Below are 17140 nucleotides of genomic sequence, written 5' to 3' on the forward strand. Positions count from 1 at the left end.
GGCGGCGCCAACATAGAGCCGGTCAGAGCGCCGGCGCGGTTTCGGCCAAGGCTCGCCAGTCTTCCCGCTCAGGAATACCGGGTTTGCGCGCTCCGAACAATTGCACCACAAGCTGTCCTTCGGCATCGAAGGCTTCCCAGCTGGTGATCACACCGTCGGTGCTGGGCTTGCGTACGCGCCACAGCTCGGTCACGCCGGCGGTCTGCAGGTGCAGGTTGAACTCCGGGTCGAGCACATTGAACCAGGTGTCCAGCCACTTCAGGTTGCGGACCGGGCCGCTGTGGATCTGGATGCAGTGGCGGTTGCCGACGAAGACCATGATCGGCACCTCACGAGAACCGGCCTCTTCCAGCAGGCGCGGCAGCTCGGCGCAATCCAGGCGCTCGGCCCATTGGCTGCCCGCCAGGCGCAGGGCCTGGGTGCGTTCGGCGCCGTGCTTCTTCAGCAGCGCGAAGAAATGGTGGGTGTCCTTGAGGGTGGCCCAGCCTTCGCGCAGGGCCTCGACGTCGATTTCCGCGTCGGGCTTGGCCACCGCCGGCTCGGGCTGCGGCTCGAGGTCGAGCTCGGCGCTCTGCTCCTCGTCACGGAAGCGCGCCACCAGGGGTTCCCAGGCGGCCAGTTCGCTGGTGTCGGTGAGGAACACCTTGTGCACCGCAACGCCTTGCTGGTCGAAGATCTGGATGCTGCGCTGGGTGCCGCGCGGGGTTTCCTCGGCCACGGCGAACACGCTGGCCCAGCCGCCCATGAACAGGCGCAGGTCGATATCGGCGGAAACCACCAGGCCCATCTGCCCGTTGGCCATGACCGACACCTCGCGGTAGTAGCCCTTGCGCTCATGCACGCAATGCTCGTTGCGGGTCAGCGCCATGATGTAGCCCAGGTCACCCAGGGCCGGCAGCAGGCTGGCCCACTCCGGACGCAGGCGCACCGCGTCGACGCCCAGGCGGCTGGCGGTCAGCTCGCCCTCACTGACCGACAGGTGCTGGGCGGCGTCCCGTGCGCGCAGGCGCGGCTTCTCGGCGCGCAGGGTCTGCCACGCCTGGTAGAGGGGGGAAACCTGACTCGGGGTTGCGGATTGCAGGCTCATTTGAAGCTCCTTGTGATTCAACGACTCGCCGACAGGGCGAACTCAATGGGAATGTGCACGCGGCTAGGCACGGGTTGGCCGTTATGGGTTTCGGGGCGGAAGCGCCAGGCGGCGACCGCGTCCAGGGCCGATCGATCCAGGCTTTCCACGCCCGACGAGCGCAGCAGCCTTATCTCTCGCAGCAGGCCCTTGGCATCCAGACGAACCTCGACCAGCACCTGGCCCTGCTGATTGCGGCGCCGCGCCTGGGCCGGATAGACCGGCGGCCTGGGCGGCGTCAGGAATGAGGGTTCGCGACTGAAGACTTCTGTCACCGCCGGCTGGGCCGCTGCCGTGGTAGCGCTGGCGGCGGGCGCCTTGCTGTCGCTGGTCGCCGTACTGGCCGCAGCCACCTGCTGCGGCTTGGACGCTGGGCGGGGTTTGGGGCTGACCGGCTCGGTGCGCACCAGCGGTTTCGCCGGCTCCGGCCTGGGCTTGCTCACCAGTTGGGGCTTCGGCTCGGGAGGCGGGGTCCTGGTGGCCGGCCTGGCTGGCGGCCTTGCCGGGCTCGGAGGCGAGGGAGCCGCTGCGGCGGCCGGCTCCGGGCCGAGCAGCAGGATCATCACCGGCTGCGGTACCTGCACTGCCATGCCCGGCTCTTCCCGCAGGTCATGCAGGAGCCAGCCCAGACCGACGTGCGCGGCCAGGACAAGGAAGAAGCATTGCAAGAAGCGCGGCATCGAGACCCACCAAACATAAATACAAATCTATTTGATTATTATTTACAATTAGGTGTCAACACGATTAATGTCGCCGCCGATATCAACCTGCGATCACCAGTAAGACCTGACGAACGAGCTCCGAGAAAAGCGGAAAAATCGCTGGCATCGGGTGCCGTCGCGCTGGAGGGAATCCCGGCGCAGCCCCAGTCAGTCGCCTGGTACGCCTTGCCACTAGGAGTGTCCCAATGGCGCCGCGTCCGCCCTTTGCCCTTCGTTCCAGATTTGCCCTGCTGTTGCTCTGCCCGTCCCTCGCCCTGGCGGCCGAAGAGGCTGCCGAGAGAACGGCTACCCAGTTCGATACCCTGACCCTGACCGTGACCGCTACCCGCAGCGAGCAGCGCCTCGACCAGGTGCCAAGTACGGTGTCGGTGATTACCGAAAGGCAGATCGATCAGAAGAACGTGAACAACATCCGCGACCTCGTGCGTTACGAGCCGGGGGTGTCGGTGAGTGGCACCGGCAGCCGCTTCGGCCTGAGCGGCTTCACCATTCGCGGCATCGGCGGCAACCGCGTACTGACCCAGGTGGACGGGGTTTCGGTGCCGGACACCTTCACCTTCGGCGGCTTCCTCAGCGCCCAGCGGAACTATGTCGACGTCGACACCATGAAGCAGGTCGAGATCATCCGTGGCCCGGCCAGTTCCCTGTATGGCAGCGACGCCATTGGCGGTGCAGTCAGCTTCCTCACCCGTGACGCCGCCGACTATCTGGATGAAGGTGACGACACTTACGCTCGCCTGAAGACCGGCTATGACGGCTCCGACGACAGCTGGCTGCGCAGTGGCACCGTCGCGGCACGCCAGGGAAATGTCGATGGTCTGCTGCACATTGGCCGCCGTACCGGCCAGGCATTGGACACCCAAGGCAGCCTGGGCGGTATTGGCAACACCCGCGAGAAAGCCAACCCGCTCGACTACACCACCGACAACCTGCTGACCAAGCTCGGCTGGAACTTCGGTGAGGGCCAACGTCTGCAACTGACCTACGAGAGCTACCAGGACGACGTAGACACCCGCGTGCTGAGCAACTACAGCAACACCGCCACCATCCGCACCCAGGACGCACAGGACAGTGTCGATCGTGATCGCTACTCACTGGCCCACAGCATCCAGCTGAACAGCCTCCTTGCCGACCAGGTGCATACACAGCTGAGCTACCAGGACAGTCAGACCCGCCAGCAAACCTTCGAAAATCGCGTGGTCGCCGGACAACCGCGGTTCCGCACTCGTGACTCTCACTACGAGGAGCGGATGTGGGTACTCAACAGCAAACTGGACAAGGCCTTTAGCCTGGGTGAAACCCAGCACGCGCTGATCTACGGCGTGGACCTGAAACGTCTGAAGAACTCAGACCTGCGCGAAGGCGGAGAAACCGTGATCGCCACCGGCGTCACCACGCCGACCCTGCCGACCAGCGACTTCCCCGATCCGACCACCACCGAATACGCGCTGTTCGCCCAGGACCGCATCGACATCGGCCGCTGGTCGCTGCTGCCCGGTGTGCGCTACGACCACTACGAAATGAAGCCCCACGTCACCCAGCGCTATCTCAACAGCCAGGCCACTGACGCCAACCCCAGCGACTTCTCCGACTCGGCTATCTCGCCCAAATTCGGCGTGACCTACCAGTTGGACGACCAGCACAGCGTCTATGGCCAATATGCCGCCGGCTTCCGCGCGCCCCAGGCGATCGAGATCTTCGGCGAGTTCATCAACCCCGGCATGTACCGCACCCTGGCCAACACCAACCTCAAGGCCGAAACCAGCGATAGCTACGAGCTGGGTCTACGTGGCAAGTACGATGTGGGCAGCTTTGGCGCCGCCTTCTTCTACAACCAGTACGACGACTTCATTGAACAGATATCCCGTCCGTCCAGCGTGCCGGGCTTCCCCTTCGGTGACTTCCAGTACGTCAACCGCGATCGCGTGATCATTCGCGGCTTCGAGGCCAAGGGCGAACTCTTCCTCGACCAGTTGGGCATGACGCCCCAGGGCTGGACCGCCATCGGCTCGGTAGCCTATGCACGCGGCAAGGACGAAGGTACCGGCCAGCCGATCAACTCAGTGGACCCACTCAAGGGCGTGTTCGGCGTCGGTTACGCGCAGCCCAGTGGCAAGTTTGGTGGCGACCTGACATGGACAGTGGTGGCGGCCAAGGAACGAATCGACCGAACCCAGACTCCCGGCCAGTTCCAGACTGCCGGCTACGGTCTGCTCGACCTGAATGGCTGGTGGCAGGTCACTGAGGAACTCTCGGTCAACGCTGGCCTGTTCAACATCACCGACAAAGAGTACTGGCAGTGGGGCGACGCCCGCGGCCTGACCGAAAACAGCCCCAGCCTGCGACGCTACACCCAGCCAGGCCGTCATGCGGCGGTCAACCTGGTCTGGGAAATCTGATCTCGTTCTGCACGTTTGGCGCAAGGATGCGCCCTCTCTTGGCAAGCCACGGCGGCGCGCGATAATGCGCGTTCGCCGTGGAGATGCCGATGATCCTGCTTTGCCGTCCCGTCGAGCTGGCCGAAGGCCAGAGCCGGGGCTTTGTCGTTGATGGCCTGAAACTGCTGCTGGTACGCCGGCGCGGACAGGTGCATGCCTATGAGAACCGCTGCCCGCACCGGGGCATTCCGCTGGACTGGGCGCCGGACCAGTTCCTCGACCAGAGCGGCAGCCTGATCCAGTGTGCCGCCCACGGTGCGCTGTTCCTGATCGAGTCGGGGGAGTGCGTCACCGGCCCTTGCGCCGGCGACTTCCTGGAAGCACTGGAATGCAGCGAAGACGCCGAGGGCATCTGGCTGCTGGAGCGGGACTAGCGCGTCAGAGACGTACCTCGAGTCGGCGCGAGACGCGGATTTCCTCCGGCGTCAGCTCAACGCCATAGGCCAGCACCTCGACACCGGCGGCGACCGCCTCGCGCAGGGCCGCCGCGTAGGCCGGGTCGATTTCCTCGGCCGGGCGAACGGCGTCGATGCCGGTGAGGTTCACGCAGTACAGCTGCACCGCCCGCACCCCGTCACGGGCCAGTGCGGCGAGCTCGCGCAGGTGCTTGCTGCCGCGCTGGGTCACCGCATCGGGAAACGCCGCCACCGGCGTGCCGTCGAAGCCCAGAGTGACGCTCTTCACCTCGACGAAGGCCGGCCCCTCGGCGAAATCCAGGCGCAAATCGGCGCGGCTGTTCTCCAGCCCGTAGGCCACTTCCCGCTTCAGTCCCTCGAAACCCGCCAGTTCGGTGATCACGCCAGCCCGGAGCGCTTCCTCCACCAGTCCGTTGGCGCGGGCGGTGTTGACGCAGGCCAGCCGGCCCTGGGGCGTCTCGACTATCTCCCAGGTACCCGGCAGCTTGCGCTTCGGGTCGTTGGAGCGGCTGAACCAGACCCGACAGCCCTCGCTCATGCAGTTGAGCATCGAGCCGGTGTTGGGGCAGTGGATGGTCAGCAACTCCCCCGACGCGGTCTCGATATCGGCGAGGAAGCGCTTGTAGCGCTTGAGCAGCCTGCCCTCCTCCAGGGCCGGGGTGAACCTCACCGGTCCGCCCAGGTCTTCAGGCCACGGGCCAGCCGCTGCACCGCTTCTTCCAGGCGCGGCAGGCCCTGGGTGTAGGCGAAGCGCACATGGTGGCCCGCCTGGTGGCGGCCGAAGTCCAGGCCCGGCGTGAAGGCCAGGTGCTCGGTCTCGAGGAAGTGCCGGCAGAAGGCAAAGGCATCGCCGCCAAAGGCGGAAATATCCGCATACAGATAGAAGGCGCCTTCCGGCTCGACGGCGATGCCGAAGCCCAACTCGCGCAGGGCCGGCAACAGGTAGTCGCGACGGCGGGCAAACTCGGCGCGGCGTTGCTCGAGGATCTCCAGCGTCTGCGGCTGGAAACAGGCCAGGGCCGCGTACTGGGCCATGGACGGCGCGCTGATGTAGAGGTTCTGCGCCAGCTTCTCCAGCTCGGGCACCGCCTCAGGGGGAGCCACCAGCCAGCCAAGGCGCCAGCCGGTCATGCCGAAATACTTGGAAAAGCTATTGAGCACGAAGGCGTCGTCGTCCACTTCCAGCACGCTGCTGGCGTCCATGCCGTAGGTCAGGCCGTGGTAGATCTCGTCCACCACCAGGTGGCCGCCACGGGCCTTGAGCGCCTGCGACAGAGCGGCCAGTTCATCGGCGTGCAACACGGTGCCGGTAGGGTTGGCCGGCGACGCCACCAGGGCGCCCACGCTGTCGGCGTCCCAGTGCCGCTCCACCAGCTGCGGAGTCAACTGGTAACGGGTTTCCGGACCCACCGGCACCAGCTGCGCACCGCCTTCCACCAGGCGCAGGAAGTGGCGATTGCACGGGTAGCCGGGGTCGGCCAGCAGCCAGTGACGGCCCGGGTCCACCAGCAGGCTGCTGGCCAGCAGCAGGGCACCGGAACCACCGGGGGTGATGAGAATGCGCTCAGGGTCTATGTTCAACCGATAGCGCTCCGCATAGAAGCCGGCGATCGCTTCGCGCAGCTGCGGCAGTCCACGGGCGGCGGTGTAACGGGTGTGCCCGGAGGCGAGGGCAGCCTGGCCGGCCTGGATGATGGGCTCGGCGGTGGTGAAGTCCGGCTCGCCGATTTCCAGGTGGATCACATCGTGACCCGCCGCCTGGAGTTCGTTGGCGCGCGCCAGCAGGGCCATGACGTGGAAAGGTTCGATGGCGCGGCTGCGCGCACTGTAGGACTGGGCCATTGGCCTTCCTTTATTAAGGCAAAGAGAGGATTCTACCCAATGGCCCCAGGACGCTGCAGCATGCTTGACGTCAGGGAGTAGCGAACCCTGAATCGATCTGGTAAGTTCGCCCGCTTGCAGCCGCAGGGCCGGTAACGCCGGCGATGGACCATAATCCTGCGCAATGGATTAGAGAATGTGAGAGGCGGCCTTCCATGCCCACCAATGCAAAACAACAGAACAGCCAGCTGGTTCGTGGCTTCGAGCCCTACCAAGAGACCAAGGGCGAGGAGTACATGAGCGACCGCATGCGCGCTCACTTCACCAACATCCTCAACAAGTGGAAACTGGAGTTGATGGAAGAGGTGGATCGTACCGTGCACCACATGCAGGACGAGGCCGCCAACTTCCCCGACCCGGCCGACCGCGCCAGCCAGGAAGAAGAGTTCAGCCTGGAACTGCGTGCCCGCGACCGCGAACGCAAGCTGATCAAGAAGATCGACGAGACCCTCCAGCTGATCGAAGACAACGATTACGGCTGGTGCGACTCCTGCGGCGTAGAGATCGGCATCCGCCGTCTGGAAGCCCGCCCCACCGCCACCCTCTGCATCGACTGCAAGACCCTGGCGGAGATCAAGGAAAAGCAACTCGGCTCCTGATGCCGAAACGGGGCGCCATTGGCGCCCCGTTGCTTTGCCCCGCCCGACATGAGTACCCCCACCTATATCGGGCGCTTCGCCCCAACGCCCAGCGGCTATCTGCACTTCGGCTCGCTGGTGGCCGCCCTCGCCTCCTACCTCGATGCCCGCGCCAACAGCGGACGCTGGCTGCTGCGCATGGAAGACCTCGACCCCCCACGGGAAGTCGAGGGCGCCCAGGCGGCGATCTTGCATACCCTGGAAAACTACGGCTTCGAGTGGGACGGCGAGATGATCCGCCAGAGCGACCGCCACGAAGCCTATGCCCAGGTGATCGACCGCCTCTACGAGATGGGCCTGGCCTACGCCTGCACCTGTTCACGCAAGCAACTGGAAGGCAGCCAGGGCATCTACCCGGGGACCTGCCGCAACGCCCAGCATCCGCAGCACGACGCGGCCATCCGCATTCGCGTGCCGGAGCTGGAATACCACTTCGTCGACCGCGTGCAGGGCGAGTACCGCCAGCACCTGGGCCGCGAAGTGGGCGACTTCGTCATTCGCCGCCGCGACGGCCTTTATGCCTATCAACTGGCCGTGGTCCTGGACGACGCCTGGCAAGGCATCAACCAGGTGGTGCGCGGCGCCGACCTGCTGGACTCGACCCCGCGCCAGCTCTACCTGCAGGAACTGCTGGGCCTCAGCCAGCCGCGTTACCTGCATGTCCCCCTGATCATCCAGCCCGATGGCCACAAGCTGGGCAAGTCCTACCGCTCTCCGCCGCTGCCGGCCGACAGCGCGGCGCCGCTGCTGACCCGGGCGCTGCGCACCCTGGGCCAGGAGCCGCCGGACGAACTGGCCAGGCTGCGACCCCGCGAGGTGCTGGACTGGGGTATCGCCCACTGGGATGCCGGGCGTATCCCGCGCAGCCGCACACTGGCCGAGGCGCAACTGCGCTAGGTCCCATCAGGGCACTCGCGGCACTCCGGGGCATTCGCTACCATCGCCGCAGACACGACGAGAAATGTGGCATGTACATCTACCGACTGGTCCTGCTCCTGGTAGTGGGGATCTACCTGTTCTCCCCCGCCATCATGGATTGGTGGATCGACCCCGATGGCGCCTGGTATCGCCCCTACCTGCTGTGGCTGATCCTGATCGTGGTGACCTTCATTCTGCAGAGTCAACGCGATGCTGATGAGCTTTAGCCTCACCCAGCTGATCCTGATCAGCGCTGCCTACCTCCTGGCCCTCTTCGGCGTAGCCTGGCTCAGCGACCGGGGCTTCGTCCCGCGCTGGATCGTCCGCCATCCGCTGACCTACACGCTGTCGCTCGGTGTCTACGCCAGCGCCTGGGCCTTCTATGGCACCGTCGGCCTGGCCTACCAGTACGGCTACGGCTTCCTCGCCAGCTACCTCGGCGTTTCCGGGGCCTTCCTGTTGGCGCCGGTGCTGCTCTACCCGATCCTGCGGATCACCCGGACCTACCAGCTGTCGTCCCTGGCCGATCTCTTCGCCTTCCGCTTCCGCAGCACCTGGGCCGGCGCGCTGACCACGGTGATCATGATCATCGGCGTGCTGCCGCTGCTGGCCCTGCAGATCCAGGCGGTGGCCGACTCCATCGGCATCCTCACCCGTGAGCCGGTGCACAACCGCGTGGCGCTGAGCTTCTGCGCCCTGATCACGCTCTTCACCATCCTCTTCGGCGCCCGCCATATCGCCACCCGCGAGAAGCATGCCGGCCTGGTGTTCGCCATCGCCTTCGAGTCGGTGGTCAAGCTGGTGGCCCTGGGCGCCATCGGCCTCTATGCCCTCTACGGGGTATTCGGCGGCCCCCGCGAGCTCGAGCTGTGGCTGCTGCAGAACCAGGCATCCCTCGCCAGCCTGCACACCCCGCTGCAGGAAGGACCGTGGCGCACGCTGCTGCTGGTGTTCTTCGCCTCGGCCATCGTCATGCCGCACATGTACCACATGACCTTCACCGAGAACCTCAATCCGCGCGCCATGGTCAGCGCCAGCTGGGGCCTGCCGCTGTTCCTGCTGCTGATGAGCCTGGCCATCCCGCTGATCCTCTGGGCCGGCCTCAAGCTGGGCGCCACCACCAACCCGGAATACTTCACCCTGGGCCTGGGCATCGCCGTGAACAATCCGGCGCTCGCCCTGCTCGCCTATGTCGGCGGCCTGTCCGCCGCCAGCGGCCTGATCATCGTGATGACCCTGGCGCTCTCCGGCATGGCCCTCAACCACCTGGTGCTGCCGCTGTACCAGCCGCCGGCCGAGGGCAACATCTACCGCTGGCTGAAGTGGACCCGCCGCGCGCTGATCGTCTTCATCATCATGGCCGGCTACGGCTTCTACCTGATGCTGGGCGCCGAACAGGACCTGTCGAACCTCGGCATAGTCGCCTTCGTGGCCACCCTGCAGTTCCTGCCCGGCGCGCTCTCGGTGCTCTACTGGCCGGCCGCCAACCGCCGCGGCTTCATCGCGGGCCTGCTGGCCGGCTTCCTGGTCTGGCTGTTCGCCATGCTCCTGCCGCTGGTGGGCAACCTGCAGGGCGTCTACCTGCCGCTGTTCAACGCCATCTATGTGCTCGACGACACCAGTTGGCACATCGCCGCGATCGCCTCCCTGGCGGCCAACGTCCTGATCTTCACCCTGGTCTCCCTCTTCACCGAGGCCAGCCCGGAAGAAATCAGCGCGGCCGAAGCCTGCACCGTCGACAACGTGCGCCGGCCCCAGCGTCGTGAACTGCTGGCCGGTTCGCCCCAGGAGTTCGCCACCCAGCTGGCCAAGCCCCTGGGCGCCAAGACCGCGCAGAAGGAAGTGGAGCAGGCCCTGCGCGACCTCCACCTGCCCTTCGACGAACGCCGCCCCTACGCCCTGCGCCGCCTGCGTGACCGCATCGAGGCTAACCTCTCCGGCCTGATGGGTCCGAGCGTGGCCCAGGACATGGTGGAAACCTTCCTGCCCTACAAGTCGGGCAGCGAGGGCTACGTCACCGAAGACATCCACTTCATCGAGAGCCGCCTGGAGGACTACCACTCGCGCCTCACCGGCCTCGCCGCCGAACTGGACGCCCTGCGCCGCTACCACCGCCAGACCCTGCAGGAACTGCCCATGGGCGTCTGCTCCCTGGCCAAGGACCAGGAGATCCTCATGTGGAACCGCGCCATGGAGGAACTCACCGAGATCCCGGCGCAACGCGTGGTGGGCTCGCGCCTGTCGACCATCGCCGATCCCTGGAAGGGCCTGCTGGAAGGCTTCATCAACCTGCCGGACGAACACCTGCACAAGCAGCGCCTGACCCTCGACGGCCAGGTGCGCGCGCTCAACCTGCACAAGGCCGCCATCGAAGAGCCCCTGGCCCCGGGCAGCAGCGGCCTGGTACTGCTGGTGGAAGACGTCACCGACACCCAGTTGCTGGAAGACAAGCTGGTCCACTCCGAGCGCCTGGCCTCCATCGGCCGCCTGGCCGCCGGCGTCGCCCACGAGATCGGCAACCCCATCACCGGTATCGCCTGCCTGGCGCAGAACCTGCGCGAAGAGCGCGAAGGCGATTCCGAGATCAAGGAACTCAGCAGCCAGATCCTCGAACAGACCAAGCGCGTTACCCGGATCGTCCAGTCGCTGATGAGCTTCGCCCACGCCGGCGGCCGTCAGCAGGCCAGCGAACCGGTGTGCCTCGCGGAGGTGACCCAGGACGCCATCGGCCTGCTGTCACTGAACCGGCGCAGCGTCGACGTGAACTTCTTCAACCTCTGCGAGCCGCAGCACATAGTCGAGGGCGACCCGCAACGCCTCGCCCAGGTGCTGATCAACCTGCTTTCCAATGCCCGTGACGCGTCGCCTGCTGGCAGCGCCATCCGCGTGCGCAGCGAAGCCTCGGAGCACACCGTGGACCTGGTCGTCGAGGACGAAGGCAGCGGCATTCCGAAGGCGATCATGGACCGCCTGTTCGAACCATTCTTCACCACCAAGGACCCAGGGAAAGGGACCGGCCTTGGCCTTGCACTGGTCTATTCGATCGTGGAAGAGCATTATGGACAGATAACCATCGAAAGCCCGGCAGACTCCGAGCACCAGCGCGGCACCCGAATCAGGGTGACGCTGCCTCGTTTTGTCGAAGCGACATCCGCCGTGAGCTGAGACCGTCTAGAGAGCCGAATTAATGCCACATATTCTGATCGTCGAAGACGAAACCATCATTCGCTCTGCCTTGCGTCGCCTGCTGGAACGCAATCAGTACCAAGTCAGCGAGGCCGGCTCGGTACAGGAAGCCCAGGAGCGTTACAGCATTCCCGGTTTCGACCTCATCGTCAGCGACCTGCGCCTGCCCGGCGCCCCCGGTACCGAACTGATCAAGCTGGCCCAAGGCACCCCGGTGCTGATCATGACCAGCTACGCCAGCCTGCGCTCGGCGGTGGACTCGATGAAGATGGGCGCGGTGGACTACATCGCCAAGCCCTTCGACCATGACGAAATGCTCCAGGCCGTGGCGCGCATCCTCAAGGAGCGCCAGGAGGTCAAGTCGGCCCCGAGCGAGCGCCCCAGCGCCAGCCGTGGCGGCGACAAGGCAGCCAGCGCCAACAGTGACGGCGAGATCGGCATCATCGGCTCCTGCCCGGCCATGCTCGAGCTCTACAGCAAGATCCGCAAAGTCTCCCCGACCGACTCCACCGTCCTTATCCAGGGCGAGTCCGGAACCGGCAAGGAACTGGTGGCCCGCGCCCTGCACAACCTCTCCCGCCGCGCCAAGGCGCCGCTGATCTCGGTGAACTGCGCGGCGATTCCGGAAACCCTGATCGAGTCCGAACTCTTCGGCCACGAGAAAGGCGCCTTCACCGGCGCGACCGCGGGCCGCGCCGGCCTGGTGGAAGCGGCCGACGGCGGCACCCTGTTCCTCGACGAGATCGGCGAACTGCCCCTGGAAGCCCAGGCACGCCTGCTGCGGGTACTCCAGGAAGGCGAGATCCGCCGCGTGGGTTCGGTGCAATCGCAGAAGGTGGATGTGCGCCTGATCGCCGCCACCCACCGCGACCTCAAGACCCTGGCCAAGACCGGCCAGTTCCGCGAGGACCTCTATTACCGCCTGCACGTCATTTCCCTGAAGCTCCCCGCCCTGCGCGAGCGCGGCAGCGACGTGCTGGAAATCGCCCGCTCCTTCCTGGCGCGCCAGTGCGCGCAAATGGGGCGCGACAACCTGCGCTTCGCCAGCGACGCCGAACAGGCCATCCGCCACTACAACTGGCCGGGTAACGTGCGCGAATTGGAGAACGCCATCGAGCGCGCGGTGATCCTGTGCGAGAGCCCGGACATCTCGGCCGACCTGCTGGGCATCGACATCGAACTGGATGACCTGGAAGACGACGACTTCAACGACTCCATGGCGCCGTCCCAGACCAACAACAGCGCCCACGAGCCGACCGAGGACCTCTCCCTGGAAGACTACTTCCAGCACTTCGTGCTGGAGCACCAGGACCACATGACGGAGACCGAACTGGCCCGCAAGCTGGGTATCAGCCGCAAGTGCCTGTGGGAACGCCGTCAGCGCCTGGGTATTCCGCGCCGCAAATCGGGGGCCGCAGCCGGGTCCTGAGTGCTCGCGCCGGTGACATTCCGGGAACGAATTCGGTTCCCGGGCTGTTACCCCACCTAACATCGCGTAACAAAGCCGGGTTCAAAGGTAACGAAAACCCGGCTTTTTTTTGCCCCCCGCCCAACCCCGCACCACCGCAAACCCTTGATTTACAAGGAATCGCAAAAGTTGGCACGGCATCTGCTTTATCTTTGGTACAACAACAATAACAAACGCTTAACCCCACAATAAAAACAAGACGTATCGACTCCAGCACAATAAAAACAAGACAGCGGAGGCGCAGCTAACTGATTCTTTTGGAGAGGAGTTGCCCTTGGGGCCAGCCCCACAGCCAGGCAGAGAACAACAAAAACTGCTTCCAAGCAGCGCCAGAACTGGTTGGGTCACGGAATGATCAAGGCACCATCAGCGTCCAAAGCAATCCGTTTGCTATTAACCCTCGATTGGAGGGCATGTCCAGAGGCGAAAGCCTGCTGGAGCGGGTCTAACAACAAAAACATCAAGCCCAACACAATAAAAACAAAGCACGCACCAATTTTGGGGGGGAGCTTCGGCTCCCCCAGTAGCTTTACCTCCCTCAGCTTTGCCTCCTTTCAGACGTTTTCTTCAACATCCCCCCTCCCAGTGCTAGAATCCGCGGCCATCGTGCGTCCATATCCCTTTCTGGCCGACCATTCCGCAAAACAGTGCATCCCATGCTGAAGAAGCTGTTCCAGTCTTTCCGTTCTCCCCTTCGCCGCGCGCAACATCCGCGCAGCACACCCGAAGTACTGGGCAACAATCAGCATTCGCTGCGTCGTGGCGAGATCAGCCGCAACGCCGTGGTGGTGGTCGAGCGCCTGCAACGCGCCGGTTACCAGGCCTACCTGGTCGGTGGTTGCGTCCGTGACCTGCTGCTGGACCTGCGCCCCAAGGATTTCGACGTGGCCACCAATGCCACCCCCGAGCAGGTGCGTGCCGAGTTCCGCAACGCCCGGGTGATCGGTCGCCGCTTCAAGCTGGCCCATGTGCAGTTCGGCCGCGAGATCATCGAGGTCGCCACCTTCCGCGCCAACCACCCCCAGGGTGACGAAGAGGAGAACAGCAACCAGTCCTCGCGCAACGAAAGCGGCCGCATCCTGCGCGACAACGTCTATGGCAGCCTGGAAGACGACGCCCAGCGCCGCGACTTCACCATCAATGCGCTGTACTACGATCCCAGCAGCGAGCGCATCCTCGATTACGCCCACGGCGTACACGACATCCGTAACCGCCTGGTGCGGCTGATCGGCATTCCCGAGCAGCGTTACCAGGAGGATCCGGTGCGCATGCTGCGGGCCGCGCGCTTCGCCGCCAAGCTCGGCTTCGAGATCGAGAAGCACAGCGCCGCGCCGATCCGCGAACTGGCCCCGATGCTGCGCGAGATCCCCTCGGCGCGCCTGTTCGACGAAGTGCTCAAGCTGTTCCTCGGCGGCAAGGCCGAGCGCACCTTCGAGCTGCTGGTCGAGTACGACCTCTACGCACCGCTGTTCCCGGCCAGCGCCGCTGCCCTCAAGCGCAATCCCCAGTACACCGGCCAACTGATCCGCCAGGCCCTGATCAACACCGACGAGCGCATCCGCCAAGGTAAACCGGTCACCCCGGCCTTCCTCTTCGCCGCCCTGCTCTGGCCGGCACTGCCCGCCCGCGCAGCGCAGCTGCAGGAGCGCGGCATGGCGCCGATCCCGGCCATGCAGGAAGCGGCCCATGTGCTGATCATGGAACAAGTCCAGCGCACCGCCATTCCCAAGCGTTTCAGCATTCCGATCCGCGAGATCTGGGACATGCAGGAACGCCTGCCACGGCGTAGCGGCAAGCGTGCCGACCTGCTGCTGGAAAACCCGCGCTTCCGCGCCGGCTACGACTTCCTGCTGCTGCGCGAAAGCGCCGGCGAGGAAACCGACGGCCTGGGCGAGTGGTGGACCGATTACCAGGACGCCAGTGACAGCCAGCGTCGCAACATGATCCGCGAGCTGAGCAACAAGGACGACCAGCCCGCTGGCCAGCGCCGCCGTCGCGGTGGCAGTCGCCGCCGCCGTGGTCCGCGCACCGATGGCGCCCCCGACACCTCGGGCGAGTGATCATGGAACGCGTCTACATCGGCCTCGGCAGCAACCTTGCCGAGCCCGTCAGCCAATTGCGCGGCGCCCTCGCGGCGCTGGGTGAACTGCCCGGCACGCGACTCGCCGCCGTGTCCTCGCTCTACGCCAGCGACCCCCTGGGCCCGCCGGACCAGCCCCGTTACGTCAATGCCGTGGCAGCCCTGGAAACCGAGCTCGCCCCTCTGGAACTGCTGGATGCCCTGCAGGCCATCGAGCTGGCGCAAGGTCGCGTCCGCAAGGACGAACGCTGGGGGCCGCGCACCCTGGACCTGGACATCCTGCTGTTCGGCCAGCGCCGCATCGACGAGCCCCGGCTGCAGGTTCCGCATTACCACATGCATGCCCGCGCGTTCGTGCTCTATCCCCTGGCGGAGATCGCCGGCGAGCTGCAACTGCCCGACGGCCGCCCGCTGCAGAGCCTGCTGGACGCCTGCCCCTTCGAAGGCCTCGAACGCCTTTCCGACCTGTCGGTAACGCCGTAACAGCTCGGTAACACCTGCAATTGACACCATGCCCCCCCATCGGGACTATAAGCGTCCCGTTGCCCCGCGCCGGTGCAATCCGGCGCCGATGAGGACGTTTTCATGCCTGATGTGACCCTGACCACCCTGCAAGAGCTCAAGCTGAAAGGCGAGAAGATCGCCATGCTGACAGCCTACGATGCCACCTTCGCCCAGGCTGCCTGCCAGGCGGGCGTCGATGTGCTGCTGGTGGGCGATTCCCTTGGCATGGTTCTGCAAGGCCATGACAGCACCCTGCCGGTCAGCGTGGCCGACATGGCCTACCACACCGCCGCGGTCAAACGCGGCAACCAGGGTGCGCTGATCATCACCGACCTGCCCTTCATGGCCTACGCCAGCCTCGAGCAGACCTTCGCCAACAGCGCCCTGCTGATGCAGGCCGGCGCCCACATGGTGAAGCTGGAAGGCGCCGCCTGGCTGGCCGACCCGATCCGCCTGCTGGCCGAACGCGGCGTTCCGGTCTGCGCCCACCTGGGCCTGACCCCGCAAGCCGTGAACATCCTCGGCGGCTACAAGGTCCAGGGTCGCCAGGAAGCCCAGGCACGCCAACTGCGCGCCGACGCCATGGCCCTGGAGCAAGCGGGCGCGGCCATGCTGCTGCTGGAGTGCGTGCCCAGCGAACTGGCCGCCGAAATCACCCAGTCGGTGAAGATCCCGGTAATCGGCATCGGCGCCGGCAGCGCCACCGATGGCCAGGTACTGGTCCTGCACGACATGCTCGGCCTGTCCCTCACCGGCCGCGCCCCCAAGTTCGTGAAGAACTTCATGGAAGGCCAGAGCAACATCCAGGGCGCCCTGTCGGCCTACGTCCAGGCCGTCAAGGACCTGTCCTTCCCCGCCGCCGAACACGGATTCTCCGCATGATCACCGTCAAGACCGTCCGCGAGTTGCGCGCCGCCGTCGCCCGTGCGCGCAGCGAAGGCAAGCGCATCGGCTTCGTGCCCACCATGGGTAACCTTCACGCCGGGCACGTCGCCCTGGTGGAGAAGGCCAGCCAGCGCGCCGATTTCGTGGTCGCCAGTATCTTCGTCAATCCGCTGCAGTTCGGGCCCAGCGAAGACCTGGCCAAGTACCCGCGCACCCTGGTGGCCGACCAGGAGAAGCTGGTCGCCGCCGGCTGCCACTTGCTGTTCCATCCGGACGTGGAAGAGATGTACCCCGACGGCATGGGCGGCCAGACCATCGTGAATGTCCCGCAAGTCTCCGATGGCCTCTGTGGCGGCAGCCGCCCGGGGCACTTCGAAGGCGTCGCCACCGTGGTCAGCAAACTGTTCAACATGGTCCAGCCCGACCTCGCGATTTTCGGCGAGAAGGACTTCCAGCAACTGGCGGTGATCCGCAAGCTGGTACGCGACATGAACATGCCGATCCAGATCATCGGCGAGCCCACGTCCCGCGCCAGCGACGGCCTGGCGCTGTCCTCGCGCAATGGTTACCTGGACGACGCCCAGCGCGCCGCCGCCCCGGCCCTGTATCGCACCCTGCAACAGATGGCCTCGGCCATCCGCGCCGGCCGCCGCGACTTCGCCGCGCTGGTGGAGGAAGGCCTGGCCGAGCTGGCCAACGCCGGTTTCCGTCCCGACTACCTGGAAGTCCGCGAAGCACTGAGCCTGCGCCCCGCCACGGAGCAGGACCAGCACCTGGTAATCCTGGGCGCCGCCTTCATGGGTAACACCCGCCTGATCGACAACCTTGCCTTCAATCTGCAAGCGCAAGCCTGACCAATGCCGCCGCAGCCTTGAACC

Annotated in this window: 15 protein-coding genes; 11 read left to right on the forward strand and 4 right to left on the reverse strand. The window is 65.5% G+C overall.

Annotated features, from left to right (window positions below):
- Window positions 1-22 precede the first annotated feature (22 nt).
- Together PCA10_RS24295 and PCA10_RS24300 are read right to left on the reverse strand one after the other, a co-directional pair.
- A complete protein-coding gene (locus PCA10_RS24295; protein ID WP_016494736.1) occupies window positions 23-1087 on the reverse strand; it encodes a hemin-degrading factor in 1065 nt (354 codons plus the stop codon).
- A 17-nt stretch (window positions 1088-1104) separates the two neighbouring features.
- Window positions 1105-1716, reverse strand: a complete 612-nt coding sequence (locus tag PCA10_RS24300; RefSeq protein ID WP_158491051.1) for an energy transducer TonB — start codon at window positions 1714-1716, stop codon at window positions 1105-1107.
- Between the two features lie 317 nt (window positions 1717-2033).
- On the opposite strand from PCA10_RS24300, the gene PCA10_RS24305 reads away from it, so the two are divergent.
- Window positions 2034-4247 carry a TonB-dependent hemoglobin/transferrin/lactoferrin family receptor gene (locus tag PCA10_RS24305; protein ID WP_016494738.1) on the forward strand — a complete coding sequence of 738 codons (2214 nt, stop codon included), beginning with the start codon at window positions 2034-2036 and terminating at the stop codon, window positions 4245-4247.
- A gap of 89 nt (window positions 4248-4336) precedes the next feature.
- Window positions 4337-4660: a Rieske (2Fe-2S) protein gene (locus PCA10_RS24310; RefSeq protein ID WP_016494739.1), complete on the forward strand. Its 324-nt coding sequence runs from the start codon at window positions 4337-4339 to the stop codon at window positions 4658-4660.
- Between the two features lie 4 nt (window positions 4661-4664).
- Here PCA10_RS24310 and sfsA read toward each other — a convergent pair whose 3' ends face one another.
- Together sfsA and PCA10_RS24320 are read right to left on the reverse strand one after the other, a co-directional pair.
- Window positions 4665-5372, reverse strand: coding sequence for a DNA/RNA nuclease SfsA (gene sfsA / locus PCA10_RS24315; RefSeq protein ID WP_016494740.1), 708 nt, complete (start codon window positions 5370-5372; stop codon window positions 4665-4667).
- Window positions 5369-6544, reverse strand: coding sequence for a pyridoxal phosphate-dependent aminotransferase (locus PCA10_RS24320; RefSeq protein WP_016494741.1), 1176 nt, complete (start codon window positions 6542-6544; stop codon window positions 5369-5371). The genes sfsA and PCA10_RS24320 overlap by 4 nt, the downstream gene beginning before the upstream one ends.
- A 194-nt stretch (window positions 6545-6738) precedes the next feature.
- Between PCA10_RS24320 and dksA the strand changes: the two genes are divergently transcribed.
- The 9 genes from dksA (at window position 6739) to panC (ending at window position 17116) form a co-directional block, all read left to right on the forward strand.
- Window positions 6739-7182: an RNA polymerase-binding protein DksA gene (dksA, locus tag PCA10_RS24325; protein ID WP_016494742.1), complete on the forward strand. Its 444-nt coding sequence runs from the start codon at window positions 6739-6741 to the stop codon at window positions 7180-7182.
- A gap of 48 nt (window positions 7183-7230) precedes the next feature.
- Window positions 7231-8118: a tRNA glutamyl-Q(34) synthetase GluQRS gene (gene gluQRS, locus PCA10_RS24330; protein WP_041770432.1), complete on the forward strand. Its 888-nt coding sequence runs from the start codon at window positions 7231-7233 to the stop codon at window positions 8116-8118.
- 71 nt (window positions 8119-8189) lie between these two features.
- Window positions 8190-8366, forward strand: a complete 177-nt coding sequence (locus PCA10_RS30500; protein ID WP_016494744.1) for a hypothetical protein — start codon at window positions 8190-8192, stop codon at window positions 8364-8366.
- On the forward strand, window positions 8350-11304 hold the full coding sequence (locus PCA10_RS24340) for a sensor histidine kinase (protein WP_016494745.1): 2955 nt from the start codon (window positions 8350-8352) through the stop codon (window positions 11302-11304). Before PCA10_RS30500 ends, PCA10_RS24340 begins: the two co-directional genes overlap by 17 nt.
- Before the next feature lie 22 nt (window positions 11305-11326).
- Complete coding sequence (locus PCA10_RS24345) at window positions 11327-12754, forward strand: sigma-54-dependent transcriptional regulator (protein WP_016494746.1); 1428 nt, start codon at window positions 11327-11329, stop codon at window positions 12752-12754.
- 695 nt (window positions 12755-13449) lie between these two features.
- Entirely contained in the window at window positions 13450-14853 is a 1404-nt protein-coding gene (locus PCA10_RS24350; RefSeq protein ID WP_016494747.1) for a polynucleotide adenylyltransferase PcnB, read from the forward strand.
- 2 nt (window positions 14854-14855) lie between these two features.
- On the forward strand, window positions 14856-15356 hold the full coding sequence (gene folK, locus PCA10_RS24355; protein WP_016494748.1) for a 2-amino-4-hydroxy-6-hydroxymethyldihydropteridine diphosphokinase: 501 nt from the start codon (window positions 14856-14858) through the stop codon (window positions 15354-15356).
- Between the two features lie 102 nt (window positions 15357-15458).
- Window positions 15459-16259 (forward strand): 3-methyl-2-oxobutanoate hydroxymethyltransferase, encoded by an 801-nt coding sequence (panB, locus tag PCA10_RS24360; protein ID WP_016494749.1) that lies wholly within the window; start codon window positions 15459-15461, stop codon window positions 16257-16259.
- Window positions 16256-17116, forward strand: coding sequence for a pantoate--beta-alanine ligase (gene panC / locus PCA10_RS24365; RefSeq protein WP_016494750.1), 861 nt, complete (start codon window positions 16256-16258; stop codon window positions 17114-17116). Before panB ends, panC begins: the two co-directional genes overlap by 4 nt.
- Window positions 17117-17140 lie beyond the last annotated feature (24 nt).

It is taken from the genome of Pseudomonas resinovorans NBRC 106553, assembly GCF_000412695.1.
GTDB lineage: Bacteria > Pseudomonadota > Gammaproteobacteria > Pseudomonadales > Pseudomonadaceae > Metapseudomonas > Metapseudomonas resinovorans_A.